The organism is Paenibacillus sp. Y660, from assembly GCF_057221575.1.
In genome coordinates this window covers 1-25,788 of the sequence record NZ_JBXBBJ010000014.1, presented here as the reverse complement: position 1 = coordinate 25,788, position 25,788 = coordinate 1, and the positions used below count along the sequence as shown (strand labels likewise).

The 25,788-nt window shown below is 45.4% G+C and carries 20 protein-coding genes; 5 read left to right on the top strand and 15 right to left on the bottom strand.

Annotation, left to right across the window (positions count from 1 at the left end; all coding sequences use genetic code 11):
* Positions 1-135: 135 nt before the first annotated feature.
* The 4 genes from AC2TDN_RS16390 to aceA form a co-directional block, all read right to left on the bottom strand.
* Entirely contained in the window at positions 136-4,389 is a 4,254-nt protein-coding gene (locus tag AC2TDN_RS16390; RefSeq protein WP_484688961.1) for a chitobiase/beta-hexosaminidase C-terminal domain-containing protein, read from the bottom strand.
* A 287-nt stretch (positions 4,390-4,676) separates the two neighbouring features.
* The gene (locus AC2TDN_RS16385) at positions 4,677-6,023 is read right to left on the bottom strand and encodes a DRTGG domain-containing protein (protein WP_484688959.1); all 1,347 of its coding nucleotides are present in this window, start codon (positions 6,021-6,023) and stop codon (positions 4,677-4,679) included.
* Positions 6,024-6,161: 138 nt separating this feature from the next.
* Positions 6,162-7,778: a malate synthase A gene (aceB, locus tag AC2TDN_RS16380; RefSeq protein ID WP_484688957.1), complete on the bottom strand. Its 1,617-nt coding sequence runs from the start codon at positions 7,776-7,778 to the stop codon at positions 6,162-6,164.
* A 72-nt stretch (positions 7,779-7,850) separates the two neighbouring features.
* Positions 7,851-9,137: an isocitrate lyase gene (gene aceA, locus AC2TDN_RS16375; protein ID WP_482069556.1), complete on the bottom strand. Its 1,287-nt coding sequence runs from the start codon at positions 9,135-9,137 to the stop codon at positions 7,851-7,853.
* 580 nt (positions 9,138-9,717) lie between these two features.
* Between aceA and AC2TDN_RS16370 the strand changes: the two genes are divergently transcribed.
* Positions 9,718-10,659 (top strand): serine O-acetyltransferase, encoded by a 942-nt coding sequence (locus AC2TDN_RS16370; protein ID WP_482069555.1) that lies wholly within the window; start codon positions 9,718-9,720, stop codon positions 10,657-10,659.
* Between the two features lie 94 nt (positions 10,660-10,753).
* Here AC2TDN_RS16370 and AC2TDN_RS16365 read toward each other — a convergent pair whose 3' ends face one another.
* The 6 genes from AC2TDN_RS16365 to zwf all read right to left on the bottom strand — a co-directional run bounded on the left by AC2TDN_RS16365 (position 10,754) and on the right by zwf (position 17,751).
* Positions 10,754-11,347: a TetR/AcrR family transcriptional regulator gene (locus tag AC2TDN_RS16365; RefSeq protein WP_484688953.1), complete on the bottom strand. Its 594-nt coding sequence runs from the start codon at positions 11,345-11,347 to the stop codon at positions 10,754-10,756.
* A 39-nt stretch (positions 11,348-11,386) separates the two neighbouring features.
* Entirely contained in the window at positions 11,387-11,866 is a 480-nt protein-coding gene (locus tag AC2TDN_RS16360) for a DoxX family protein (protein ID WP_482069553.1), read from the bottom strand.
* A gap of 195 nt (positions 11,867-12,061) precedes the next feature.
* Positions 12,062-13,471 carry an NADP-dependent phosphogluconate dehydrogenase gene (gndA, locus tag AC2TDN_RS16355; protein WP_484688951.1) on the bottom strand — a complete coding sequence of 470 codons (1,410 nt, stop codon included), beginning with the start codon at positions 13,469-13,471 and terminating at the stop codon, positions 12,062-12,064.
* Between the two features lie 93 nt (positions 13,472-13,564).
* A complete protein-coding gene (gene fsa / locus AC2TDN_RS16350) occupies positions 13,565-14,227 on the bottom strand; it encodes a fructose-6-phosphate aldolase (RefSeq protein ID WP_484688948.1) in 663 nt (220 codons plus the stop codon).
* A gap of 19 nt (positions 14,228-14,246) precedes the next feature.
* Positions 14,247-16,241, bottom strand: coding sequence for a transketolase (gene tkt, locus AC2TDN_RS16345; RefSeq protein WP_484689136.1), 1,995 nt, complete (start codon positions 16,239-16,241; stop codon positions 14,247-14,249).
* Positions 16,225-17,751: a glucose-6-phosphate dehydrogenase gene (gene zwf, locus AC2TDN_RS16340; RefSeq protein ID WP_484688945.1), complete on the bottom strand. Its 1,527-nt coding sequence runs from the start codon at positions 17,749-17,751 to the stop codon at positions 16,225-16,227. Before zwf ends, tkt begins: the two co-directional genes overlap by 17 nt.
* Before the next feature lie 187 nt (positions 17,752-17,938).
* Here zwf and AC2TDN_RS16335 point away from each other — a divergent pair, with 187 nt between their 5' ends.
* Positions 17,939-18,820, top strand: coding sequence for a LysR family transcriptional regulator (locus AC2TDN_RS16335; protein WP_484688943.1), 882 nt, complete (start codon positions 17,939-17,941; stop codon positions 18,818-18,820).
* Positions 18,821-19,006: 186 nt separating this feature from the next.
* On the top strand, positions 19,007-19,651 hold the full coding sequence (locus AC2TDN_RS16330; protein WP_484688941.1) for a transmembrane-type terpene cyclase: 645 nt from the start codon (positions 19,007-19,009) through the stop codon (positions 19,649-19,651).
* 69 nt (positions 19,652-19,720) lie between these two features.
* Here the strand turns inward: AC2TDN_RS16330 and AC2TDN_RS16325 are convergent, their stop codons facing one another.
* From AC2TDN_RS16325 to AC2TDN_RS16305, 5 genes are all read right to left on the bottom strand, one after another.
* On the bottom strand, positions 19,721-19,990 hold the full coding sequence (locus AC2TDN_RS16325) for a DUF1292 domain-containing protein (protein ID WP_484688939.1): 270 nt from the start codon (positions 19,988-19,990) through the stop codon (positions 19,721-19,723).
* Positions 19,991-20,220: 230 nt separating this feature from the next.
* Positions 20,221-21,207 carry a cell wall hydrolase gene (locus AC2TDN_RS16320; protein WP_482069546.1) on the bottom strand — a complete coding sequence of 329 codons (987 nt, stop codon included), beginning with the start codon at positions 21,205-21,207 and terminating at the stop codon, positions 20,221-20,223.
* Positions 21,208-21,340: 133 nt separating this feature from the next.
* On the bottom strand, positions 21,341-22,267 hold the full coding sequence (locus AC2TDN_RS16315) for an NAD(P)-dependent alcohol dehydrogenase (protein WP_484688936.1): 927 nt from the start codon (positions 22,265-22,267) through the stop codon (positions 21,341-21,343).
* 169 nt (positions 22,268-22,436) lie between these two features.
* The gene (locus tag AC2TDN_RS16310; protein WP_484688934.1) at positions 22,437-23,174 is read right to left on the bottom strand and encodes an SDR family oxidoreductase; all 738 of its coding nucleotides are present in this window, start codon (positions 23,172-23,174) and stop codon (positions 22,437-22,439) included.
* Positions 23,175-23,269: 95 nt separating this feature from the next.
* A complete protein-coding gene (locus tag AC2TDN_RS16305) occupies positions 23,270-23,533 on the bottom strand; it encodes an Atu4866 domain-containing protein (protein ID WP_484688932.1) in 264 nt (87 codons plus the stop codon).
* Positions 23,534-23,693: 160 nt separating this feature from the next.
* On the opposite strand from AC2TDN_RS16305, the gene AC2TDN_RS16300 reads away from it, so the two are divergent.
* Both AC2TDN_RS16300 and AC2TDN_RS16295 read left to right on the top strand, forming a co-directional pair.
* Entirely contained in the window at positions 23,694-24,614 is a 921-nt protein-coding gene (locus AC2TDN_RS16300; protein ID WP_484689133.1) for an AraC family transcriptional regulator, read from the top strand.
* Positions 24,615-24,795: 181 nt separating this feature from the next.
* Positions 24,796-25,443 (top strand): transcriptional regulator, encoded by a 648-nt coding sequence (locus AC2TDN_RS16295; RefSeq protein WP_484688930.1) that lies wholly within the window; start codon positions 24,796-24,798, stop codon positions 25,441-25,443.
* Positions 25,444-25,788: the final 345 nt, after the last annotated feature.

Here is a 25,788-nt window from a genome sequence, read left to right as displayed (position 1 = left end):
TCTACTTAAGATTACGATGGCAGCCTTAATCAAAAAAAGACTCTCAATTCGATTTCCGAATTGAAAGTCTTTCTTGAATGCCTTTTTTTTCTACTGCCTTAGATAGAGAAACCTAACGTACAACTGCAACACTGTTTAATTAACTGGTACAATTGCATATTTGCCGAGTTGCTTGACTGAAAAATGGACATTGCTTGTTGATGAATTGTAACTGCTATTCTTTACGATTTCCAGCTTGCCTTCGTTATTGATAAAATAAACGACAATTTTATTTGGATCTTCACCTATTTTCAAGGTGTAAGGCAGATTAATTTCTAAGCTTCTGCCTCCAAAATCACTTACTGCATTGCCATCTAGTACGAGATTAAAATCCAATGCTGTGTTTTGTCCGATTATAGCTTGTGTCGCAGGCGGCAGCATGTCTTTGTCAACCTGCTTCACAGAAAGCTCTAGAACAGCTGCATCCGTACCATTTTTATTGACCAGCATGTCGGAAGGAATAAACGTATTCGCTGAACCCGTATTTATAACCAAGCCTGTATTCTGCTTCAGACCCGCGACAGGGGCGAGGACTGCGACCTCCTTGGTGCCTGCATCTGGTTTAATCGTGATATTGATTAATTTATTCGTCGTTTTTGCCGCAGCAGTATTCATATCATCAGCACTTAAAACTACACTAGCTTTGCCGGCTGCATCAGTATCTATATGCACCATGATGTTTCCATTTAAATCTACTGTTGTTACTTGTCTAGCATGTACCGTAACAGTCGTCGTTGCCTTGAACCCGCCTTCTTTCGTTGTCACCGTTATGGTCGCCTTGCCCGGAGCTATTGCGGTAACTTCTCCTTCGCTGCTTACCGTTGCAACTGCAGAACTGCTGCTGCTCCATTCTACGTCATGATTCGTCGCATTCGCAGGTAGGATTTCTGCTTGCAGCTGAGACTTTTCGCCCTTCGTTAAGCTGAGTTCTGTCTTGCTTACGTTCACACCCGTTACCGCTACATGAGGTGCTTTTACCGTGATAGCTGTCGTTGCCTTGAAGCCGCCATCCAGCGTTGTAACTGTTATGGTTGCTGTACCAGGTGCTTCAGCGGAGACTTCTCCCGCACTGCTTACTGTTGCAACAGCCGAGTCGCTAGTGCTCCACTCTATGCCAGCATTCGACGCATTCGCAGGTGCGACTGTCGCAGCCAGCGTTGACTTATCTCCCGTCGTTAGGCTGAGAGCTGTCTCGCTAACCGTCACACCTGTTACCGGAACAACACGCGGGATGATTCGAGCATCAGCCCAGTCACCGTGATCGCTGTTCGAAGGGTTATTTGTAGGTGTGCCTGCATCGTTGACAATAAGTGTAAGCTCGTTTACACCTACGATGTCCAATTCAATTGGAATGCCTGCCGCTGGACCGTTCACCGTGTTCATTGTCGGGCTCTTATAAAGAGAGAATCCATCCCCCAACACTTCAAACCAAAGGGTGGTAGCTGTGCCCTTCTTATTTTGGACGTCGTCAATACCGATTACAGCTTTAAAAATACCGTATCCGCCGCCAATGTTATATTTAATAATTGAAGTTGCATTGACTCCGATCCCTTTTGCATAAGTTACGCCATTGACCTTAATCGGCGTTGTAGCGCTGTTAATGCCATGATCCTTCAGCGGTGGATGCCCCGCCCAGCCGGTCGTTGCACTTACCCAGTTCAAGTCGGAAAGATAGGCAGGTGCGCTTGCCGGTTCTGGCAAAGGACCTGTGACGATGCGATAAGCAAAGGATGCGACATCGCTGTTCGAGTACATTTCCTTCACAGCAATAGCCTTTATCGTTGTCGATTGAGCAATGTTAATTGGTCCTGTATAAAGCGTACTGTCTTTCGTCGGCGTATCGCCGTTTGTTGTGTAATAGATCGAGGCGCCTTCTGTTCCAGAATCAAGAGAAACCTGGATCGCCTGATCGTAGCGTCCCGCTGCCTTGTTAGCTGTTGGTGTATTCGCCTTTGGCAACACTATTGCATACGCTAAGGTCACTACGTCACTATCTACCCACTCATCCTTGTACGCAATCGCTTTTACGGTCGTTGTTTTTGTAATTGCGATAGGATTTACATATTTGCTGCTGTTTCTAGTCGGCGTCGTGCCGTCAACCGTGTAATAAATGTCCGCACCAGCTGTAGCCGTGCTTAATTCAATCGATAAAAAATTGCTGTGCGTGCCCGGCTCTTTATTCGGAGTCGGTTTATCCACAATTGGTGCGTTAATCGTATACTCATAAGAAGCGACGTCGCTGTCCAACAGATTTTCACTGGCGGTAAACAGCTTCATAGTAGCTGTTTTTTGAATGACGAACGGGCCAGTATAAAGATTTGAGTTTCTTGTTGGCGTTTTCCCGTCCAATGTGTAATAGATTTTTGCATCTGGAGTTGAAGTTGACAACGCTACTTTAATCGTTTTATCGAACATGCCTGATGGCTTGTCGCTGACAGGCGCTTCTGCCTTTTCTGCTGCACCAGATGTGCTGACCTCTGCTAGAGAAGTTGCACCAACCGCAACCGATGTCGTGATGTAGCTTACCTTTTCGCCGTTCACTGTTTTATGAAGTGCGGGTTGATCAGTTCCATTCACGTTAATCGTAGGATAGTTGCCATAGAAACGCGCTTCCCACGTAAGCGGTTGTGAACCGGATCTATTTTTAAATTCTGTTTTGGTGTTACCAGTATGAGATACGCTAATATCATTTTGTCCCATTTGCAGGAAATCTACTTTGACATCGGGAACTTCGCTCGCAAGCCTTGGCGCGGTTACAACCGAATGCTGCGGCGCATTAGGCTCAATGCCCATCAACCCTTCAACAATGTTGCCGATTAGGGTATACGAAATTTCCGGATACTCGCCGTTTGTCAGCGTACCTGAAGCAAATTGCTCATGTCTGTTCGGTCTTGTTTCCATAAGGAATTTCAACCATTTCCAACCTTCGTTTACCCGGTTATACGGATAGAAAGTATCTGGCAAATAGCTATATGCCTCGACGTTCGCAGGAGAATTAGGTTTATCCAGTGTCGCCTTCGTAGTCGGTGTTGCATAGATCAAACCGTTGCCGATTTGGCTCGAAATATAATCGAGGTAATTGCTGTTTCTTTGACCTGGCTCGGTAATGAGCTTCATTGGCATAAACCAGCTGTTCTCTTTGCCGAAATCGGTATATCTCGTTACTTTGTCAGCATTCAATGCTCTGACATAGTTGCCTGTTTTGTCGCCGTTCTTAACGCTCCACTCATTGTTGAAATAATTTTTAAGGTCCTGCGCTCTAGCGAAGGCTGCCGTTGATTCGGCATTCAAGCCTTTTGCCTTCAGCATGTTCGCATAAGCCAGCAATGCTTGATACTGTGATCCGATCGCATCGCCCGCTTCGATAATCGGTTCTCCACTTCTCTCGTTATAGCTTGCTGCACCAGCAAATATCCCGCCGCCTGTGCCCTCAGCAACGCCATTGCCGTTCGTATCATGCAGCGTAATATAATCCGTTAAGACCTTCGTGTAGAAATTCCACATGTCAGGATCATTGATGTATGCGTCATTTCCTGTCCACAAGTATTGCTTATATGCCTTCTCTACCAACTCGAATTGGATCGGTACCTCGCGTACAAAGTTCGTGTCGCTTTTGTAGTCAATCGTATAGTTGGAGCCGTCAAAGTTATACGCCCAAAGGGTGTACCATTTTCTAGCTGCCGTTGCCCCTTTAGCAAAGGTTTTGAACATGCTGAAGTTTTCATTGTCAAGCCCCAGCATATGTCCTCCTGGCGCTTGATGGACAAAGTCTCTGCTATAGAACGCAGTGCGATGTTTATATCCCGCCCAATAAGATGGGATATAGGAAAACGGACCTGGTTGACCACCCGTTTTGTTCACGTTGACCGGTCCGCTCTTGCCCGTTTGGACAAACTCAAGCGCTTGACCGATTGCCCAGTCAAAATTGCTTTTTAGAAGCGCATTTGAGGAATCAAGCGTAATCCTTTTTTCGGCTAGCGAACCCGTTACAGTCCAGATCTGAGGGCTGTCCGGTTCACTGTCGCTCGTTACCGTGTAGGTAACAGGTGATGTAAAATCTTTAGCCTCGCCTGAGGCAGGGGAAATCGTTGCGCCAGATGAAACCGCGATTGTAGGTGTAAGCGTTGTCAAGTCAGTGCCAAAAGGCATTTTAAAATGTACAGTATGTGCGCTCACATCAATAATAGAATTGCCAATTTGATCAGCTACAGCAAATGAAACAATGTTTTTTTGAACGGGTGCTTCTTCAGCATGAACGGATAAAGCAGGTCCAATAGCTGTGGAAAAAGTTGTTAACAACATCGAGAAAAACAAGACCAAACTTAATACTTTCTTTTTCCTTCTCGTCATTAGGAATCCCCTTTCTTTGAAAAAAATATGTTTCTATGCAAATCATACTTTCTATACAAACTAAATATAATGTCACATAACTACGATGTAAGCGCTCTTTTCTACTGATTATTGTTTATTACTATAACAATGTATATTTTTACCTTTATTAAAATTGGATATTTTTCTTTCAATTCCAACTATATCTATTTATTATCAAGTTTATTACAATTATAGAATTTTTAATCATTATGAGTGAACATAAAAAAAGACCTTCAGCTTGAACTGAAAGTCCTTCTTAAACGCCATTATTGGCCAAGCCAGCGTGCCGTAACGATTGATTTTACAACCATCTTTGATCCGGTGAACATACCGACTTCGATTTTACAAAACCTGCGGGTAAGCTCGATGACGGTAGGTATGATTTCCACAATGCTGTCAATCTCGACAGTCGCAAGGTAATAAGTAGAGGTGCTGTCGATGAGCAAATCCCCTTTTCGATGCTCTTTCATGGTTCGGTTGACAGACTGCGTAACTAAGCTGCCCATCATTCCTTCCGATATGTATCCGACTTGGTTGATCATTTGGGCGGTAACCCTGCCACGGAAGCGCAAATCGCCATTGTCAGTTCTCGATTCTTCGAAGACTGACCATATTTGATCCTCGAAGGTTTCACCATATTGCGGCTGCATCTGAACATATTGCATCGCTTTAAGCACATCTTTCCGGCTGATGACACCGATTAGCTTCCCAATCTCGTCGATGACCGGAATGAGCTCTATTCCTTCCCATACCATAGTATGGCTTACCGAAGCGATGGACGTATTGACCGTAACTGTAATGGGATTGCTCGTCATCAACTCGGCCAGCTTCTGACCACCGGGAGCCCCGATGACGTCCTTGTTCGTAATCATGCCGATCGGTTTATGCTTGTCGTCCACAACGGGAAAACGGTTATGTTTCGTTTCTTCGATTTTTTTCACTAATTTTTCAACGCTATCGCTGCCGCTCATGAATACAACTTTTACGTCCTTGCGAAGAATATCTCCAACAAGAATAATTTGCTTCTTGATCATTCGCTCATAAATCGCACGGTTAATCAAATTAGCGACCGTAAAGGTATCATAAGTGCAGCTTATGACAGGCAATTCAAGCTGATCTGCAAGCTCTTTAACTTCGGCTGTCGTATCGAAACCACCGGTAATAAGCACCCCGGCCCCTAGCGTCAAGGCGCTGGAGTGCGCTTTGTTTCGGTTGCCGACGATTAGCAAATTACCTTGTTCGATATAGCGGATCATCGCTTCCAGCTGCATGGCGCCGATCACGAATTTATTTAATTCCTTATGCAAGCCAGCCGCCCCGCCAAGCACAGTTCCATCGACAAGTCTCGTGATCTCTTCGAACGTTAATTTATCGATGCTCTGTCTCTGACTCTGTTTCTTCTCGATTCTGGTCGTGCCCGCACGCCCGTTCGTGCTAACGATTCCGCGATTTTCCGCATCCTTGATAGCCCGGTAAGCTGTACCCTCGCTGACTTCCAGCGTAAGTGCGATCTTGCGGACGGAAATCCGCGAGCCCACCTCGAGACCTTGGATATATTGAATGATTTGATCATGCTTCGTCGAAAACTCGTCCAAATCCGTGATTGCTCCCACCTCATCTCCGCCCTGTATTCCATTATTATATATGAAGGAGAATCAAAATAACAAAGGGATAAATAGATAAAGCTTCCATCCCGTTCTTATCCCATACAGGATAGAGCAGTTGGAAGCTTTATCATTTTCACCTTTCGATCATGCTTCTACTGATAGCAGAGAGGCATAACCGGGATTAGTGAGGAAATCTTCGAAGGTGTCGCATATCGTCATCTCTTTGAAAATCGAACTGGCTATTCCATATTTACGTTCCGTATAGAGGTCAATACCGATCTCGCTTTTGATTTTCTCCAATTCCTCTTGCAAGATTTCTTCAAACATCTCGGCCGTAACCTTGCGCCCATCCGCTAGAATGCCACCCGGATGATGAATCCATTGCCAAAGCTGAGCCCTTGATATTTCTGCGGTCGCAACATCCTCCATCAAGTGATGGATCGGAACAGCACCCAATCCTCTTAACCAAGCTTCAAGATATTGAACGCCAACGGATGCGTTCATTCTTACTCCCTCTTCGGTTATCTCACCTACTGGGATTTCCAATAAGCTTTCGGAAGTAATCTGCAGCTGATCCAGCTGCTTCTCGACCTGATTAGCCTTAGGCATCCAGGTATTGAACACTTCCATTGCTACGGGCACAAGTCCTGGATGGGCGACCCAAGTTCCGTCATGCCCGTCTGTCACTTCCCTAAGCTTATCCTGTCGCACCTTCTCCATAGCGACCTCATGAGCAACCGGGTTATTCTTGATAGGAATCTGAGCTGCCATGCCCCCAATGCAATGGATATTGCGTTTGTGGCAGGTTTTTATTGCGAGCAAAGAATATGCCCTCATAAAAGGAGATGTCATCGTAATCATACTGCGATTGGGCAATATGACATCCGGTTGATTCCTTAGCTTCTTGATATAGCTGAAAATATAGTCCCAGCGTCCGCAGTTCAATCCGACAATATGCTCGCGAAGCTCATAAATGATTTCATCCATTTCGAATGCGGCAAGAATCGTTTCGATCAATACTGTAACTTTAATCGACCCTTGGTCAATCCCCAGTTCCTGCTGCGCAAACGTAAATACATCATTCCACAGCCGCGCTTCCCGGTAACTTTCGATTTTGGGAAGATAGAAATATGGACTGCTTCCTTTACGGATTAATGTCGCGGCATTGTGAAAGAAGAACAATCCAAAATCGAATAGGCTTGCGGAAATAGGATTTCCATTAATGGTTACATGGTTCTCCACCATGTGCCAGCCGCGAGGACGGACCTTTAATATGGCCGGTTCCTTATTGAGAGCATAGCGTTTCCCATCAGGGCTCACGTATTCAATCGTGCCATTTACCGCATCTCTAAGATTTATCTGCCCGTCAATCGTATTCGACCAGGTAGGTGAGTTCGCATCCTCAAAATCAGACATGTAAAGCTTAGCTCCGGAATTCAAGGCGTTTATAACCATTTTCCGGTCTCCCGCTGGCCCCGTAATCTCGACTCTGCGATCTTGCAGTTCCTTCGGAGTACTTGATACACGCCAATCGCCATTCCGCACTTCCGATGTTTCTTCCAAGAAATCCGGCAGTTGACCTTCGTCAATGTCCTTCTGCCTTTTTTTCCTAAGATTAAGAAGTTCGCTGCGCGTGGGTCCGAATTGCTTCTCCAGCTTCTTGACGAAAGCTAATGCTTCAGAGGTTAGAATTTCCCCATATGCAGCATTTCGGATTTCCCCTGTAACTTCCAAGCCGCTAAGCTCCATTTGTTCATTCATCTTAGCCCTCCTTTTCCGTTTAACATTTGGGAAGATTGAGTATTAGCAACTGAATTACTAACAACTGAATTACTAGTAACTGAATTGATCCTGCTCCGTGGAACCTGTCAAAGCTTTCGTTGTTGAGGTGCCGCCTGAAATAACTTGCGTTACTTCATCAAAATATCCTGTGCCTACTTCCCTCTGGTGGCGAGTAGCCTCGTAACCGTCTGCTTCGATGGCGAATTCCGCTTGCTGAAGCTCGGAGTATGCAGACATCCCGCGTTCTTTATAACTTTTCGCCAAAGTGAACATACTATGGTTCAGCGCATGGAATCCAGCCAGGGTAACGAATTGGAACTTGTAGCCGAGTTGGCCTAATTGCTTCTGAAACGAAGCGATTTCCTCATCGCTCAGCTTCTTCTTCCAGTTGAATGATGGCGAGCAATTATAAGCAAGCGGCTTGCCAGGGAATCTCTTATGGATCGCTTTCGCAAATCGCTCTGCTTCCTCCATATTAGGCTCCGAGGTTTCACACCAGATCATATCGGCATAAGGAGCATAAGCGAGACCTCTTGAGATGGCTTGATCCAATCCATCCTTAACATAGAAGAATCCTTCCGGCGTACGTTCACCCGTTAAGAACGGTTGATCATTCTCATCAACATCACTCGTCAGCAAGCGCGCTGCATTGGCATCCGTTCTTGCAATCAATACCGTGTCTACTCCCATAACGTCTGCTGCAAGTCTAGCCGCCAACAGATTGCGAATCGCTTGCTGCGTCGGCAAGAGCACTTTCCCTCCCAAGTGGCCGCACTTCTTCTCCGACGAGAGCTGATCTTCCAGATGGACAGCCGAGGCGCCAGCTTCGATCATCGCTTTCATCAGTTCAAAGACATTTAAAGGACCACCGAAACCTGCTTCTGCATCGGCAACGATCGGTGCGAAGAAATCAATATCGCTCTTGCCTTCGGAGTGCTGGATTTGATCCGCCCTCTGCAAAGCTTGGTTAATACGTTTTACAACGTTAGGAACACTATTGGCCGGGTACAAGCTCTGGTCCGGATACATGTGGCCCGACAGATTCGCATCGGCAGCAACCTGCCAGCCGCTGAGATAAATCGCCTTCAAGCCTGCTTTAACTTGCTGTACCGCTTGATTTCCTGTTAGTGCGCCTAATGCGTGAACGTAATCCTCCTCCTGAATCAGCTCCCAAAACCGCTGCGCCCCGCGTTTGGCCAAAGTATGCTCCACCAGAACCGACCCGCGAATCCGAAGTACTTCCTCCGGCTTATAGGTACGAACAACACCCTCGTATCTTTTGGACTTCCAGTTTTCGAGCAATACTTGAACATCGTTGTTTGTCTGTTGCTGATTCATAAATATACCCCTCTCGGATGTTTGAATGTTTTCACTTAGAAATGAATGCGCTTACTTATTACACTTTCTCCAAACAGCCATTTCCTCCGCATCTGGTGCATGGGGTAATTTTCAACCCCTTGCACTTCACGCAATCCCGATCTTCCTCAAGATGCGAACTAGAACAACACATGCAATCAAGCTCTCCATTTCCGTTACATGTCGGACAATCCATTTGAAGCCCCTCCTTTGTGTTATATAACAATTAGTTGTTTATGTTGTTCATTATATAACTAAATAGGCTGTTATACAACAATTATTTTTTTGGCTATTTTAGTTATATAACAAAACGAAATGATTTCGATCTTGGGGTTGGAATTGTGATACGGTTTTGCATTTTTATAAGCTGGAAATTCCCCGGAATGATATATTTCTTGACAGAATATTGGTCTATAAATATAATTTAATTATTTTTTAAACCTATAAGAATAGTTTGTTATAATGATGAGAGATCATGCGCTTAGCACTGAGCGGATCTCTGTCCGCTCTGATCAGCCGCTACTATAGCATTTAAAGGATAACCGTTGAGGAGGAAGTACTAATGAGCAAAAATTTTCACAATCACATCAATAGCCTCGTCTCTGCGATTGCTTCCAGTCATCGAGAGGTTCCGCTGACGATATCACTGGACTCCCATCCACTTCCCAACGCAGATACCATTGTCGAAATCATCCATTTACTTAGAGAACTGCTGTTTCCCGGATACTTCGGCAAGCAAAACATCAGCAATGAAACAATGGAATATCGCATTGGCGATGTGCTGATTGAGATCCATGAAAAGATGTCGGAGCAAATCGGCCGTGTTTTAAGGCATCCGATCAACAAAAACAGAACTAACGTCGATATTGAACAAGAGACGGAGAGAATCGTTTACGAATTTCTAAGTACAATCCCGGAGCTGCGGAATGTACTTGCAACTGATGTGCAAGCTGCCTTTGACGGAGATCCTTCGGCTAACCATACGGATGAGATTATCTTCTCGTATCCCGGAATTTTCGCTGTGAGCATTTACCGATTGGCGCATGAGTTGTATTTATTGTCCGTTCCTCTCATACCGCGTATGATGACCGAATACGCCCATGGCGTTACGGGGATCGATATTCATGCTGGAGCAGCCATCGGCTCCTGGTTTTTTATTGATCATGGTACAGGGGTAGTGATCGGGGAGACGACAGTCATTGGGGACAGGGTGAAAATCTATCACGGCGTTACGCTTGGCGCGCTCTCTACACGAGGCGGACAGTTGCTGAACGGTGTGAAGCGACATCCTACGCTAGAGGAAGATGTGACAGTATACTCCGGCGCTTCTATACTTGGTGGAGATACGATTATCGGCAAAGGCGTCGTGATTGGCAGCAATGTCTTTATCTCAAAGCCAGTTCCAGCAGGAGCAAAAGTTACCGTAAAAAATCCCGAGCTCGTCATCAAGGGCCGCGCTCCGCAAGAATTTAATCAGGAGCCGTTTAACGACTGGGCCATCTGATCTTACTAAACCTATAAATCGAAAGTACGGCAGAACCTGAATATAATCAAAAAAAAAGAGCCTCTAGAAGTCGCTTCTAGGGCTCGATTTGCGTTTATTGGATTTTCAGCATACCGACCATAAATGAAGATAAATCTTGGGCAGTACATGCAATGGATGTAATAGGAAAGGAAGAGCGGGCACGCAGCCCAAGCGTTAGCAAAACGAACATTTCAGCTGTTTTGGCCGCATCAACCGATTCTAGAATAACACCGTGCTGCTGGCCGCTCTTAATCCATTGCTTGGATAAATACACGGAGCGCTCATAAAAGTTTTTCAGCACCTCCGCAACCGCAGGCTCATCCTGCTTGCCAAACAAATACATGAGAACCTTGTTCGTCACGTCCTGCTCGTCTTCCAGCTTCGCAAGGTTTTCTGAAATTTTTTGCATCGGTCCGTCGAACGTTTTTGGAACCTGCTCCACTTCGTTCATAAATTTCTTGTTGGTCTCTTCGAGCTGTTCTTGCAGCACCCAGGCAAAAATTTCATTTTTACTCTTAACATAATGGAAAATAGCTCCCTTGGATAATCCCGATTTATCCATAATGTCTTTCATGGTGACTTCGTGACAGCCTTTTCCCGTTAACAGCTCTTTGGTTGCTTCAAGCAATTGCCGTATCGTTTGTGCCCTGCGTTCCTCTTGCTTCAAAATAATTCCTCCATCATCATCATACCGAATTATGACTAATTATATCTCTTTTGCTCTTCGTTGTATGGTTGTGCGACGGCGCATATGGAATATCAAGACTGCGATAGTCGCTGACAAGAAGACTAGCTGCATAAGCGTGCGCGGCACCAAAGTGTCTGCCGATTTATCCGCTATGCCAGCGAGCGCAGCATACACATTCGCCGGGAACATTGCGATGAGCAAGGCGGTTAGACCACCGGCTGCCCAAGGGGCAGTCCTCTGGTGCAGCAGTCCCGCAGCGCCAGCAAGCTCCAATATACCCGTAATGGTGACGATTAAGCCGGGACTAGGCAGCGCTGGCGGAACCATGCTGATGAGGTCCGCGCGCATAAAGACGAAGTGGACGACACCGGTCAATACAAACATAGCCGCTAGCCCGCCCCGCAATGCAACCGACCAATGACGCAACCGGCGCACCCCAGCGGCTCCAGCAACAAGAATCGCCAGCGTGACGGCAACAAGAACAATAAGTGGCTCCATTCGTGATCCCTCCTGCATTTCACTATTTATATGTTTATAATATATACCGACTAACGGTTTGTAAATAGGTGAAATTGAAAAGCACTCCTATATACGATAATGAAAGCTAAAAAATTCATTATCAACCATAAGAGTGCTCTGTTTGATGTTACATTAATCGACCAGATGAAATGATTGCATTAAAAAGGTTACTCGTTATTTCATCCATTGGAAATGAAAGCTGCCTTGTTGGTCAAGCCGCTCGAAAGTATGCGCTCCAAAATAATCCCTTTGCGCCTGCAGCAAATTAGCTGGCAGCCTTTCAGAGCGGTAGCTGTCATAATAAGCTAAAGCGGAAGAAAAAGCAGGAACCGGAATTCCTCTCGTTACAGCAATAGCTATTACATTTCTCCATGCTTCTTGGTAGCTTTCAACTACGCCTCTGAAATAATCGTCCAAGAACAGGTTTTTCAGAGCAGGATCCCGATCATAAGCATCCTTAATATTTTGCAGGAAGCCGGCGCGAATAATACAGCCTCCGCGGAATATCATCGCAATGCTGCCATAGTTCAATCCCCATTTGTACTCGTCGGAAGCGGCTCTCATCTGTGCAAAGCCTTGCGCATACGATGCGATTTTGCTCGTGTACAAAGCTTTGCGAACGGCCTCGATAAACGCCTTAGGATCGCCATCATAGCAAGGTGCCTCCGGGCCATTCAACCACTTGCTTGCTGCCACGCGTTCTTCTTTCATGGCGGAGATAAACCGTGCAAACACGGATTCCGTAATAATGGACAATGGAACTCCCAAATCGAGTGCGCTTTGACTGGTCCATTTCCCGGTACCCTTTTGTCCAGCCGAATCAAGGATTACATCCACCATCGGCTTGCCTGTATCCGGATCTGTCTTGCCGAAAATGTCAGCCGTTATTTCGATTAAGTAACTATCCAGCTCGCCGTTGTTCCATTCCGTGAATATGTCATGCAGCTCGCTTGTATTTAAATGCAGTACATCCTTTAGCAAATGATACGCTTCGCCAATGAGCTGCATGTCGCCGTACTCGATGCCGTTGTGCACCATTTTAACATAATGACCGGCGCCGTCTTCACCGATGTAAGTGGAGCAAGCATCGCCGTTAACTTTGGCTGAAATTGCAGTCAAGATTGGCTCTACCAGCTCATAAGCGTCCTTTTGTCCGCCTGGCATAATGGAAGGACCATTCAGCGCTCCCTCTTCGCCGCCCGAAATACCGGCGCCGATAAAGCGGAAGCCTTTCGCTTGCAGATCTTTATTTCTTCTTTGCGTATCGGGGAAATGCGCGTTTCCGCCGTCAATGAGAATATCTCCTTGACTGAGGTAAGGCAAGAGCTGATTAATCGTATCGTCAGTCGGCTGTCCCGCTTTTACCATAATCAATATTTTACGCGGCATCTCAAGCGCTTGGACAAACTCCTCGACACTGAAGGTGCCTGCGAAGTTTTTACCTGACGCTTCCGCCAAAAGCTCGTTCGTTTTCTCAGGTGAACGATTATATATAGCAACCGAGAACCCTTTGCTTTCCATGTTCAAGGCAAGATTTTTGCCCATGACGGCTAAGCCGACCACGCCAATTTGCTGTTTTTGCATCGTATATACCTCCCTGATTATCGAGCAGAATGCGGAAAGCGATTGCCGGTGCCATAACCGTCACAATGCAATCCGCATTCTATGAATCCATTCTTAAAGTGTTTTTTTCCAATCGGCTGCGAATTTCTCCATCCCTTGATCCGTCAATGGATGCTTCGATATTTGTTCGATAACCGTGAACGGAATCGTTGCGATATGCGCGCCTGCCATCGCTACGCGAGTTACGTGATCCGGATGGCGGACAGAAGCAGCGATAATTTGCGCGTCCAGGCTATGAATGCGGAATAATTCGGCTACCTTCACGATTAGTTGGACACCATCCTCCGAAATGTCATCCAAGCGGCCCAGAAAGGGGGAGACATAGGTAGCGCCTGCACGAGCAGCGAGGAGCGCTTGGTTCACCGTGAAGATCAGCGTAACATTTGTTTTAACGCCTTTTTTGGTTAAATAACGGCAAGCCTCTAAGCCTGCAAGCGTCATTGGAAGCTTGATCGTAATGTTTTTGTCATGATTATTGATTTTGATCAATTCATTCGCTTGCGCGATCATTTCGTCTGCTGTAATCGCATCTGGCGTGACTTCAGCGGACACGGATTCAACATCAGGCACTTCTTGCAAAATTTCAGCAATGCGGTCCTCGAATTTCACTCCTTCTTTGGCAACCAAAGACGGGTTCGTCGTTACGCCGGATAAAACGCCAATTTTGTACGCTTTTTTAATGTCTTCCACATTTGCCGTATCAATAAAAAATTTCATAATGATCTACCTCCATTTTTTAATTGCTGAGCAATTCTTTAGTCAGGCGAACCACATTATTTACTGAAAAACCGAAATACTCCATAACTTCATTGCCGGGTCCTGAAGCGCCGAACGTATCGATGGACAATACTTTTCCGGTTGGTCCCGTGTAACGCTCCCAGCCGAGCGAGATGCCGGCTTCAATAGACATCCGCTTCGTGACGGAAGCAGGAAGGACAGTCTCCTTGTACGCTTCGGATTGCCGGTCGAACAGCTCTCTGCTCGGCATCGCAACTACGCGTACAGACAGGTTTTCCCGCTCCAGCTCCGCTTTGGCGCTAACCGCAAGAGAAACTTCTGATCCCGTTCCGATAAGGATCACATCCGGCTGATCGTTCGTTTCCGTCAGCACATAAGCTCCTTTGGCCACCCCGTCAACATTTGCTTTCGTCGCTTCATAAACGGGAAGGTTTTGGCGGCTCAGGACAAGCGCTACCGGGCCTTGTTTTTGCTGCAGCGCATACGCCCATGCGTTTGCCGTTTCATTGGCATCCGTTGGCCGGATGACCGTAAGTCCCGGAATCGTCCGAAGAGCTGCGAGGTGCTCGACTGGCTCATGAGTCGGGCCATCTTCCCCAACGGCAATCGAATCATGGGTAAAGACATAAATGACAGGCAGCTTTTGCAGAGCAGCCAAACGAATCGACGGTCGCAAATAATCGCTAAATACGAAGAAAGTGCTGACGAACGGTTTTACGCCGCCATGCAGTGCCATGCCGTTGCCGGCTGCGCCCATCGCATGCTCGCGAACGCCAAAGTAGATGTTGCGTCCCGCATAAGACTCCACCGCAAAGGTTTGCTCTCCGCTAATATCCGTCATCGTAGAATGCGATAAATCGGCGCTGCCTCCAAAAATCGATGGAACGGATTTGATGTAGTGATTGATTGCTGCACCGCTTGCTATACGGGTAGAAACGGTTTTGGACGCGTCAAACGTAAGGATGTCTTCCGCTTCAAACAAAACAGACCCGTCGATAACCTGCTCGAGCTCCTCGCCAAGCGAAGGATGCTGCGCTTTATAGGAAGCTAACAATCTGTTCCATTCTTCTTCTTTTGCCCCGCCTTTATGCTTAAGCTGTTCAAAGTGGGTTTTGACTTCATTTGGAACGGCAAACTCTTCCTCGTACTGCCAGCCATAAACCTCCTTGGTTGCCTTTGCCTCTTCCTTGCCAAGCGGATTGCCATGCGCTTTATTCGTTCCCGCTACCTTCTTGCTTCCATAGCCGATAATCGTCCGAATTTCGATAAGGGTTGGCTGCGAATCGTTTTGCTTAGCTGCTTCGATCGCTTTCGTAATTTGAGCTGCGTCGTTGCCGTCCTCGACTCTTATATATTGCCACTGAGCCGATTCCGCTCTTTTTTGTATATTTTCCCCAAAAGAAAGGCTCAGCTCTCCATCCAGCGAAATATCGTTGGAATCATACAATACAACTAATTTGCCCAGCTTCATATGACCCGCCATAGACATTGCCTCGTACGCGACGCCTTCCATCAAGCAGCCGTCCCCGACAAGCGCGTACGTATAATGATCGATTACCGGGAAACCGCTCTGATTGAATTTCGAGGCTAGATGAGCTTCGGCCATTGCCATTCCGACAGCCATAGCAAGACCTTGACCTAAAGGTCCTGTCGTTGCTTCTACGCCATCCGTATGACCAAATTCAGGATGCCCTGGCGTTTTGCTGTTCAGCTTGCGAAACTGTTTTAAATCTTCAATCGACACGTTATATCCTGACAAATGCAGGAGACTATAAAGTAAAGCCGAGCCATGCCCCGCAGAGAGAACAAAGCGGTCGCGGTTAAACCATTTGGCGTGAGCCGGATTATGATTAAGCAGTTTGGACCAAAGGGCATAAGCCATTGGCGCAGCACCCATTGGCAAGCCTGGATGGCCTGAATTAGCGCTGTTTATTGCATCAATAGACAAAGTTCGGATCGTATCAATAGCTAGCTGGTCAATGGTTTGTGTGATAGGCATATTGTTCTCCTTTTATCGTTTCTATTTCTTGCTCTGGCTTGGAATCGAACCACCAATGATAGCCGTCTCTCGCGAGCAGCTCATCGGACTCGGCAGGGCCGTAAGTGCCGGCAGCATAAAGATGAAGCGGAACAAGATTTTCTTCAAATGCGTGCAAGATCGGTTGAACCCATTTCCAGGACAATTCAACTTCATCCCAGTGCGCAAAGAACGTTGGGTCTCCGTGCAAAGCGTCGTACAGCAAATTTTCATAAGCTTCGGGCACATCATTGCGACTTGTGTGAAAATCGATTTGAATCGGTTTGAACTCCCCTTTTTGCTGCGGGTCCCTTGTATTTAATTGCAGCGTAATGCCTTCGTTTGGACTGATTTCAAATACCAACAGATTAGGAATTTGACTTTCGTCATTAGCCCGAGAATGCTGCTTTAAAGGTTCTTTGAATTCGATAACGATTCGCGTAGATTTCTCCTTCATTCTTTTGCCGGTTCGAATATAAAAAGGGACGTCACGCCAAAACACATCGTCGATCTGAAGTCTAGCGGCTATAAATGTATCATTCATTGATGTTTGCGCAATACTTGGTTCGGAAGTATAACCGATAACGGGCTTTCCTTGGATCGTTCCCGCTTTGTACTGGCCGCGGATAACGCTCGCTTTCACATCCTCTTTTTGCAGCGGCTCGAGGGATTCCATCACCAATTTCTTTTTAAAGCGCACATCCTCGGAGCTGCTGTTTTTCGGAAGGTGAATGGCCAGCATCATAAGCAGCTGCAGCATATGATTTTGGAACATATCTCTAACAGCACCTACATGATCGTAATAGCCCGCTCTTTCTTCAACGCCGACCGTTTCGTTTGCCGTTATCTGCACGTTGGCAATGTAACGATTGGACCATAAGGCCTGAAGAACCGGATTCGTCTGCTGCAATACTTCAAGCTTCTGTACCATCGGTTTGCCAAGATAATGATCGATGCGAAAAATTTCATGCTCCGCAAAAGCTTTACTCAGCTTTTCATTCAAATCCCGGGCAGACTGCAAATCATGGCCAAACGGTTTTTCAATCATCAGCCTCTTCCAGCCATTCGCGGAACCGAGGCCGCTTTCTTTGATGTTCGCTGCTATCGTTTCAAAAAATTCCGGACCAACGGATAAATAAAACATGCGATTCGGCGCCAAGTCCAGCTCTTGCTCCCTTTGTTCAATCAACTGCAGAAGCTTCAAGTAATCCTCTTTATGGCCTACATCCAAAACGCTGTAACGGAATGCGCTTATAAAGCTTTTCACTAATGCAGGATTGCTCGCCTCGCGTCTAGAGAAGGTACGAAGAGACTGCTCGACATTTGCCTGAAATGCTTCATCAGATAGCTCTCTTCTTCCAAGACCAATGACTGCGAATGATTGCGGCAGCTTTTGGTCAACAAATAAATTAAATAAGGCAGGGTAAATTTTTCTTTTGGCTAAATCCCCAGTTGCTCCAAACAAGACAAGCGTTGTTGCGTCCATTTTTATTTCTCCTTCCAGCATCGTTTCTCTCGGTATCCTTTGGGCATAGACCATGGCGATAGCGGTTGTAACAGCAATGCTTTCACCGTTGCCTCACCCTTATGCTCTGGTTTCTTTTTCTTAATTCCACTATAATACGAATATCACCTATACAAGTAATTAATATATTTCACAGGAGCTATAGACCATGTCTATGAACAATTATGAGCTGTATAAGGTTTTTTATTGGGCTGCCAAGACAGGCAGCTTAACTCAAGCTTCCAAATTTTTGTATATCACCCAACCGAGCGTCAGCCATGCCATCAAGCAGCTTGAAGAAAGCTTTGGCATCACATTGTTTTACCGGAATTCCAAAGGCGTTGCTCTAACACAGGAAGGCGCCATCCTCTATTCCTATATTGAAAAGTCTCAAATCTTAATCTCGCTCGCAGAAGAAAAGCTGGCTGCACTAAAAAATCTGGACAGCGGCGAACTTCGGATCGGCGGAAGCGATTCGCTGTTCAAGCATTATTTGCTGCCTTACTTAGAGGAATTTCATCAGAGCTTTCCCGGCGTCAAGCTTCAACTCATTCATGGAACGACGCCTGAAATCATTGCATTTTTAAAAGAGGGAAAAATCGATTTAGGCGTCGTTCGAATGCCTATCGTCGATCCGCAGCTTGAAGTCAAGGAAGGCATCCAGCTGCAGGATTGCTTTGTAGCGGGGGCCCGCTATGCCGAGCTTAAGGACACAGTGCTGTCGCTTGAGCTGCTGCTCCAATACCCCGTCATCCTATTTTCGCGCAATAGCCGGGCACGCATGGCCATTACGGAATTATTCCAAGGCTACGGCCTGGAGCTCAAACCTGAAATCGAAGTCGGAAGCGTAGATCTTCTCATCGAGTTTGCGCGGAAAGGACTTGGAATCTCTTATGTTACTAGAGAATTTGTTTCCAAGGAGCTGGATGAAGGCTCCCTCTTCGAGATTCAATTAGACGTGGAGCTGCCGCCTTCTCAGGTAGGAACGATGATTATGCGCAACATGCCGCTTTCCAGTGCGGCAAGTCATTTTATTGAGCGTATTAGATAGCAACTAATCATGCGGCAATACAAAAATGGTTGAGCAGACGACAAGTCGGCTCAACCATTTTTTTTGTATTTAGTGCAGTCCACCGCTATTCTGCCTAAGGTCTACATAAATGGCTTGTTTCATATACATAGACAACCTATATTCATGTCCAACGACTATTTTCTGAAAGGAAGCGATAGCCCCCGTATGGAAAATCTGTTGCCGCTAAACGTACAATTTTTGCTGCTGATTGGGGTAGCCCTATTTTGGACTATCGTCTATATTCTCGTTATTTATAAAGGGTTTAAGGATAAGTTCTGCGGAATGCCCCTTGCCTGCATATGTGCAAACGTTACATGGGAGTTTCTATTTACGTTTTTTATGCCTTTCCATCCGCTTCAGCAAGTTGTAACTTTCATATGGTTCTTATTGGACTGTATCATTCTGTATCAATATCTCTTTTATTCCAAAGGTTTATATTCAAAAAGCACGCTTTATACCTCCGTCTTCTCCTTGCTCGTTATCGCTTTACTGCTTCATTACGGAATGGCGGTGGAATTCCATGATAAAATGGGGGTTTATTCAGCCTTCGGCATCAACCTGATGATGTCTGTTCTCTTCATAAGAATGCTGCTGATCAAGGACCTTCGAGGCCAATCTTTATCTATTGCTTATTTCAAAATGATAGGAACCGTATGCGCCTCCGTCTTCTGCTTCATGCTCTATCCGCAATCCATGTTATTGATGATTATGTATGTGTTGATCTTTATACTGGACATCGCGTACATTTTGCTCGTTTACAACCATTCAACTCAAGTAACGATAGTCGCTTCGGGTTCGGAATTCCGTTAACACAACGAGGCTGCCATTTAAATAATGTCAGCCTCATCCTAAAGTTTGCGCTATATTGCATTCTTCTCCTTATCTTTCCTCTAAAGCTGCTTCAAAAGCCGAAGAAACTTTTTCAAATTCCTCATCTTTTTCGATCACCGAAAGCTCATCATTCTCATTGACTTGCAGGAAGAAAACATCTATATCCTCTTTTTCATTCTCTCCAGCCTCAAGCTCGTCCAAGTATGCGACTGCTATATAATGTTGGTTCTCCAAATCTAGTGAACCCAATACCTCAACCTCTTGTTCAACTCCCTCATCGTCCACTAACGTGAGAACTTCACCGTTTTCAATCTCCATATTAACCCTCCCTAAATCATATTATTTCTGAAGTATTGTTCCACAAAGCATTAAAAAAATTCATTAATTATCAATCCTATATCTTAGTGCCATAGAAGCAGCCGATTAGCATTAGAGTCATGATCCACATTTTGATATCCCCCTTCTACATGTATATATATGCGCGCGAGGCCACTCAAAAAAAAAAAAAAAAAAAAAACCGCTATGGCCAATGGCCATAACGGACTTTCCTATTTCGCAAAACTATGATGGCCGATCGTCGTAATGACGTCCAGGCTGGACCAAAACGATCCTTTGGAAACCTCGGGATTGAAGAAGTAAACAGCGTTCCCGACGTTATTTTTTCCATTTAAGGCATCCTTAGCCGCGCGCAGAACGCTTGCGTTAGGTTTGCTTTTGTCAAGAGTACCGTTATGGGCCGGAGGAAACTGCTTCCCTGAATAAATTACGTCGCGTACCGAATCCGGGAAGCTTGCACTTTTCACTCTATTCAATATTACGTTCGCTAAGCCAAGCTGCCCCTCATAGGATTCATATCCGGCTTCAACCATCGTAATTTTGGCGAGCAGCATGAGGTCCGATTGCGTGAACGGTTCTGCTGCTTTATCGTAAATCGTAGGTATAACGACCTTAAGCTTCGTTCCCGGTTTGATCACCGCTTTGCTGTCCAGTCCGTTTCGCTTCAATAGCTCAGTCTTGGTGCCGCCAAATTCCTTGCTGATGTGATCCAATCCGTACTCTTCCGTTATGACGGCTGGCTGTACCATTACTAGTTCGACAACATCTAGCTCCGTATTCAAATTCACGTTTGCATGCAGCAATTCCGCCAATTGGCGCATAGGAGCATACAGCCTGCCCTCTGTTAGTAAAGGTACCGTTTCAAGCTGGTAGCGTGCTTCATTGAAATAAACAACCGGCACTCCATTTCCCAGCACGATCGAATCGCCCAATACGGTATGTATCGTTACTTCTTCATTGACGTTATCCCAGCTTGACTTCGCGCCAAACATTTCAGCTATGCGAGCTACAGGCGCGTACAATCTTCCATCCTGCATAAAAAAAGGGTCTTTCATCTTTACGGTTTCGCCATTAAGCTTTATCTTCATATTATTAGCTTCCCCAGCGGATACGGTGGACATTGGTCCGATATAAAGCAGTAGCAATCCTAAAACCATTGCCATAATAAGCCTTCTAACTGGCTTGTTTTCTCTGATCATACGTACCTCCCAGCACTTGAAGTTGGTGTAATCTGCCAACGTTAAGCTTCTGGGCAAAATTATATCACAGCTTAATAGGTCTTTAGGATTAACATTTTCACAGAATTGAACGAGAATGACAAAATAGTGCGTGTTAGACTTTGTTACCTTGCACCACAGTAATGACTACATTTCCTCTTTTGTGCCCTTTCTCTACGTATCTGTGAGCTTCAGGAATTTGTTCCAGCGTATAGCGCCGATCAATAACTGACTTTAATTTTCCTGCTTCAATAAGCTCTTTGAGAAAATTTAAATCTCCAGTAAGCACCTTTGCTATTCCCTGCCCTTCAACGGACACAAATTTCCCGTTCGCAGTCAGTGTTTTCTTGCAAGCTGATTTCGAAATTTTCCCAACTGCATCAAAGATGAGATCATAATGCTCTCCATTTTGCGTAAAATCCTCTTTCGTGTAATCGATTGCCTTATCGGCTCCCAGCGATTTCACCAGCTCAAAATTTGCGGAACTGCATACCCCGGTAACCTCTGCCCCATAATACTTGGCAAGCTGTACCGCGGAAGTTCCTACCGCTCCAGAAGCCCCATAGATAAGAACCTTTTGTCCGTTTTGGATATGAGCTTTTCTAAAAAAGTGCAAGGCTGTCGTTCCGCCAAAAGGAACGGCAGCTGCTTCCTCATAGGTCACATTAGCCGGTTTTATGGCCATAAATCCAGTTTCAGGCTGACAGGTGTACTCGGCATAACAACCAAAATTCATTTCTGTTATTGCAAAAACCTGATCACCCTTTTTAAATCGTTTTACTTTTTTGCCTACTGCTTCGATTTCTCCGGATAACTCTACCCCAAGTATAGGCTTTCTCGGTTTTCTGATTCCTAAAAATAATCGCATGGGGATCCAGAACAAGAGAGGGCTGTTGAAACCTCGAACTCTACAGTCACCTGATGTTACTGTCGTCGCATGAACTTTTACCAGTACCTCATTGTCTTTGGGAGCAGCTTTTTCTACCTCTTTGAGTTGAAGAACATCCGGTGATCCATACTTTGTGCATACAATCGCTTTCATGCGCTTCCTCCATACCTCAATTTGGCATTAGTATAACGCATCACGGGTTTGACATCTAGATCCTAAAGTGTTGTTTTGAGCATACTTTAGGCAATTGTAACGCTGCTTCAAAAAAAAAACCGTTTACCCCGTAATGGAATGGGTAAACGATTGATTGGCTATTTAATGTTTAAGCAAGACTTGCCGTTGGCCTTACAATGATTTCATTCACATCCACATCGGCTGGCTGCTCAATAGCGTATAGCATTGCGCGAGCAATAGCTGACGCTGGAATTGAAATTCGCCTAAACTCCTTCATGACCTGCCTTGCTTCATCATTTGTGATACTCTCTGCAAGCTCAGATTCCGTAACACCCGGTGATAGAAGCGTCACGCGAATATCGCCTCCCACCTCTTGGCGCAAGCCTTCAGAGATGGCGCGTACTGCATACTTCGTAGCACAGTACACTGCTGCAGTTGGAGATACTGAATATGCGCCAATAGAACCCATGTTAATAAACTGACCGAACCCTTGTTTCTTCATAATTGGAAGGCCAGCAGCGATGCCATGTAGAACGCCTCGAATATTTACATCGATCATGCGATCCCATTCTTCAACGTTTAGAGCATCCAAGGGCGAAAGAGGCATAATGCCGGCATTATTAATCACGACATCGAGACGTCCGAAACGGCTTTGCGCAAAGTCAATAAATGACTCCATTTGTTCATGCTTGGTCACATCCAAGGTTTTATATTCAATTGAACCTCCTTCTGAGCGAAGCGAGGATGCAAGGGCCTCCAATTTTTCTGTTCGTCTTGCACCAATGACGAGATGTGCACCATTTTGAGCGAGCAGACGCGCAGCAGCCTCACCAATACCGCTGCTTCCTCCTGTAATGACTACAACTTTACCTTTAATGTTAGACATTATATTTCTCCTTTGATTATCTTATTATTTTCAACTTTACTTGACTGTTTCTGCAACCATTTGGATAATAAATTGGAATGAATGGTCTGTATGGCTTACATTCGTTTCTCTCGAAACAGGATCATACCAGCATGGTAGAGAACCCCTTCTCGGAAATCGCCATCGGCAGTAAAACCAGTGTCATCCCGATACTCGATATGATCTCCTTCAATTGTATAGCGGCCTTGATAGGCACTGGCTTTATTGCCGCGAGCCTCATCGTAGCGCCCATTAGGCAAAAGCTCATGTCGAATGTTGCCATCTCGAGTAACCCACATGCCTGCATAGGAATGCTGTTCTGCGTGATGTCTATTTTCCATTCTCTCATCTCCCTCGCATAGATTTTTTCTTTTATTTGAGTCACATTCATTATGTAACAATTAGAATTTCAGGAGATAGCATAATTGCACATAATTATTGCCTAATCCTCCAAATAGCCATAAAATGAAGCAATCAGAGGTCAGAAATGGAGGAGTTATGATGACAAGTGAAATGAGGCAGGAAGAAGAGGTGATGAAGCAGCAAAAGGAATTGGCACTGCTCATAGACCGTTTTACTAAAAATGACGGCACTTACTCGACAGCCATTCCTTCCATGCATTTCATTCGAGTGTCCAAACAATCAGAACCTATACATTCGATCCATAAACCAGCATTGTGTATTGTAGCGAATGGATCGAAGCTGGTTATGCTGGCTGAGGAATGCTATCAATATGATCCAGCTTCTTACCTTGTCGTCTCCGTTGATTTGCCTATTTCCGGACAAGTCATTCAAGCGACTTCAGATTCCCCTTACTTGTGCCTCCGGCTTGATTTTGAACCGGATCAAATTTTTGACATCATCAGAGAGTCCAATCAAGCATGGGACAAAAAAGGCGACTCCGGTCGCGGATTGTTTATAAGTAAAACAAAGCTCTCGCTTCTTGAGGCCGTATTGAGGCTCGTTCGCCTATTGGAAACGCCGCAGGATATTCCCGTACTTGCACCTTTGGTCATACGTGAAATTTTTTACCGGATCCTACAAGATGAACATGGCGATTCCGTCAAACAGTTCGCCCAAATGGGCAGCCGTGCACAACGTATCGCGAAAGTCATTGATCTAATCAAGTATGATTTCGTCAAGCCGCTGCGTATCGACCAATTAGCAATGGCAGTAAACATGAGTCCTTCATCCCTACATCATCATTTCAAGGACATTACGGCCATGAGCCCTTTGCAGTATCAAAAACAGATCCGATTGCAGGAAGCTCGCCGTCTACTGCTTTCTGAGACTATGGACGCTGCCGATGCTGGATTCCAAGTTGGCTATGAAAGTCCATCTCATTTTAGCCGCGAATATGCTCGAATGTTCGGACTTCCCCCTATGAGCGATATCAAACGTCTCCGCGACTCCTTAACTTAACTACTTCTATTTGACTAATTGTTGATTTGAATTGTACGATATTTAAATAAGTAATGTTGAGGTCGTGAAGAACACGCCGCTTCCATGCAATGGACTTCCTAATCATGTAATAGGGGGGGGATTGTATAGGGGCGGCTTTTTCTTTTCTTTTCTCATTTAAAAATTCAAGAGGAAAATCCCAATGTCGCGGTTTGAGCAGCAATATGAGGAATGGATACAGGAAAATCTTTGCCATGAAAAAAATCCTAGAAGACTTGAACTCCTTCATAAAGGACTGGGGCACGGAACGGTCGAGTTTCTACGGTCTGTTTGGTTTCCTGCTGTCGGAAATTTTAACTGCTTGTATCCAGAGTGGGAAGTACGTGATTTCAGCAATGGCTATCGTTATTTGGATCTTGCCTACATGCCTGGCGGCGCCAAAGGCGGAATAGAAATTCAGGGTTACGGGCCTCATGCGCGAGATCTTGATGTGAGAAGATTTAAGGATTTATGTCGACGTCATTGCCTGTTGTCATTAGATGGGTGGACATTTCTCCCAATTGCTTATCTGTCTATCGTCGATGAACCAACACAATGCCAGCAGCTAATCCTGTCTTTTATCGGAAAGTTTGTCGCTTCGGACGTCCCATCAACACTGTCTTGGCTTGAGGCCGAAACCGTTCGGTTTGCGCGTCGGCTTTTGCGGCCCATCACTCCACTAGAACTCACCAATCATCTAAGAATAAGTGATCGACATACAAGACGTATATTGCATGAGCTAGTAAAATTACAAATACTAGACATAGCTAGCGGCCAGGAACGGGCTCGCACTTTTAAGCTACGGTTGTAATTCCAAAATGGTTAATAAGCACAAACGTTACCCATCTTTTCGCGGACACAGAATCCGTTGATAGTAAATTCAAATTGGAAAATAAACTCAAAGCGTTATCCATCAGAATTTTCCGGACACAGAATCCGTTATTTGCTCAGGTCTGCTGTTTTTCTACATACTTTCGGACTCAGAATCCGTTATTCACTCAAAATAACGTAAGTTGGTCCCGATTAAACGGTAATAAAATTCCTGTAGGTGCTAAGAAATGGCCTTTGAATGAAAAGGAGCGCCTCTGGTACGATAGGGTTGCACGGGGTCAAAGCCCTTATTACCTATCATCCAAGGAGGACGCTCTACTATGAA

Bases quoted from the DNA above. Each gene is read 5' to 3' on its own strand.
- AC2TDN_RS16390 (WP_484688961.1), bottom strand. From the start codon at position 4,389: ATGACGAGAAGGAAAAAGAAAGTATTAAGTTTGGTCTTGTTTTTCTCG.
- aceB (WP_484688957.1), bottom strand. From the start codon at position 7,778: ATGAATGAACAAATGGAGCTTAGCGGCTTGGAAGTTACAGGGGAAATC.
- aceA (WP_482069556.1), bottom strand. From the start codon at position 9,137: ATGAATCAGCAACAGACAAACAACGATGTTCAAGTATTGCTCGAAAAC.
- AC2TDN_RS16370 (WP_482069555.1), top strand. From the start codon at position 9,718: ATGAGCAAAAATTTTCACAATCACATCAATAGCCTCGTCTCTGCGATT.
- AC2TDN_RS16360 (WP_482069553.1), bottom strand. From the start codon at position 11,866: ATGGAGCCACTTATTGTTCTTGTTGCCGTCACGCTGGCGATTCTTGTT.
- gndA (WP_484688951.1), bottom strand. From the start codon at position 13,471: ATGCAAAAACAGCAAATTGGCGTGGTCGGCTTAGCCGTCATGGGCAAA.
- fsa (WP_484688948.1), bottom strand. From the start codon at position 14,227: ATGAAATTTTTTATTGATACGGCAAATGTGGAAGACATTAAAAAAGCG.
- zwf (WP_484688945.1), bottom strand. From the start codon at position 17,751: ATGGACGCAACAACGCTTGTCTTGTTTGGAGCAACTGGGGATTTAGCC.
- AC2TDN_RS16335 (WP_484688943.1), top strand. From the start codon at position 17,939: ATGTCTATGAACAATTATGAGCTGTATAAGGTTTTTTATTGGGCTGCC.
- AC2TDN_RS16330 (WP_484688941.1), top strand. From the start codon at position 19,007: ATGGAAAATCTGTTGCCGCTAAACGTACAATTTTTGCTGCTGATTGGG.
- AC2TDN_RS16325 (WP_484688939.1), bottom strand. From the start codon at position 19,990: ATGGAGATTGAAAACGGTGAAGTTCTCACGTTAGTGGACGATGAGGGA.
- AC2TDN_RS16320 (WP_482069546.1), bottom strand. From the start codon at position 21,207: ATGATCAGAGAAAACAAGCCAGTTAGAAGGCTTATTATGGCAATGGTT.
- AC2TDN_RS16315 (WP_484688936.1), bottom strand. From the start codon at position 22,267: ATGAAAGCGATTGTATGCACAAAGTATGGATCACCGGATGTTCTTCAA.
- AC2TDN_RS16310 (WP_484688934.1), bottom strand. From the start codon at position 23,174: ATGTCTAACATTAAAGGTAAAGTTGTAGTCATTACAGGAGGAAGCAGC.
- AC2TDN_RS16305 (WP_484688932.1), bottom strand. From the start codon at position 23,533: ATGGAAAATAGACATCACGCAGAACAGCATTCCTATGCAGGCATGTGG.
- AC2TDN_RS16300 (WP_484689133.1), top strand. From the start codon at position 23,694: ATGACAAGTGAAATGAGGCAGGAAGAAGAGGTGATGAAGCAGCAAAAG.
- AC2TDN_RS16295 (WP_484688930.1), top strand. From the start codon at position 24,796: ATGTCGCGGTTTGAGCAGCAATATGAGGAATGGATACAGGAAAATCTT.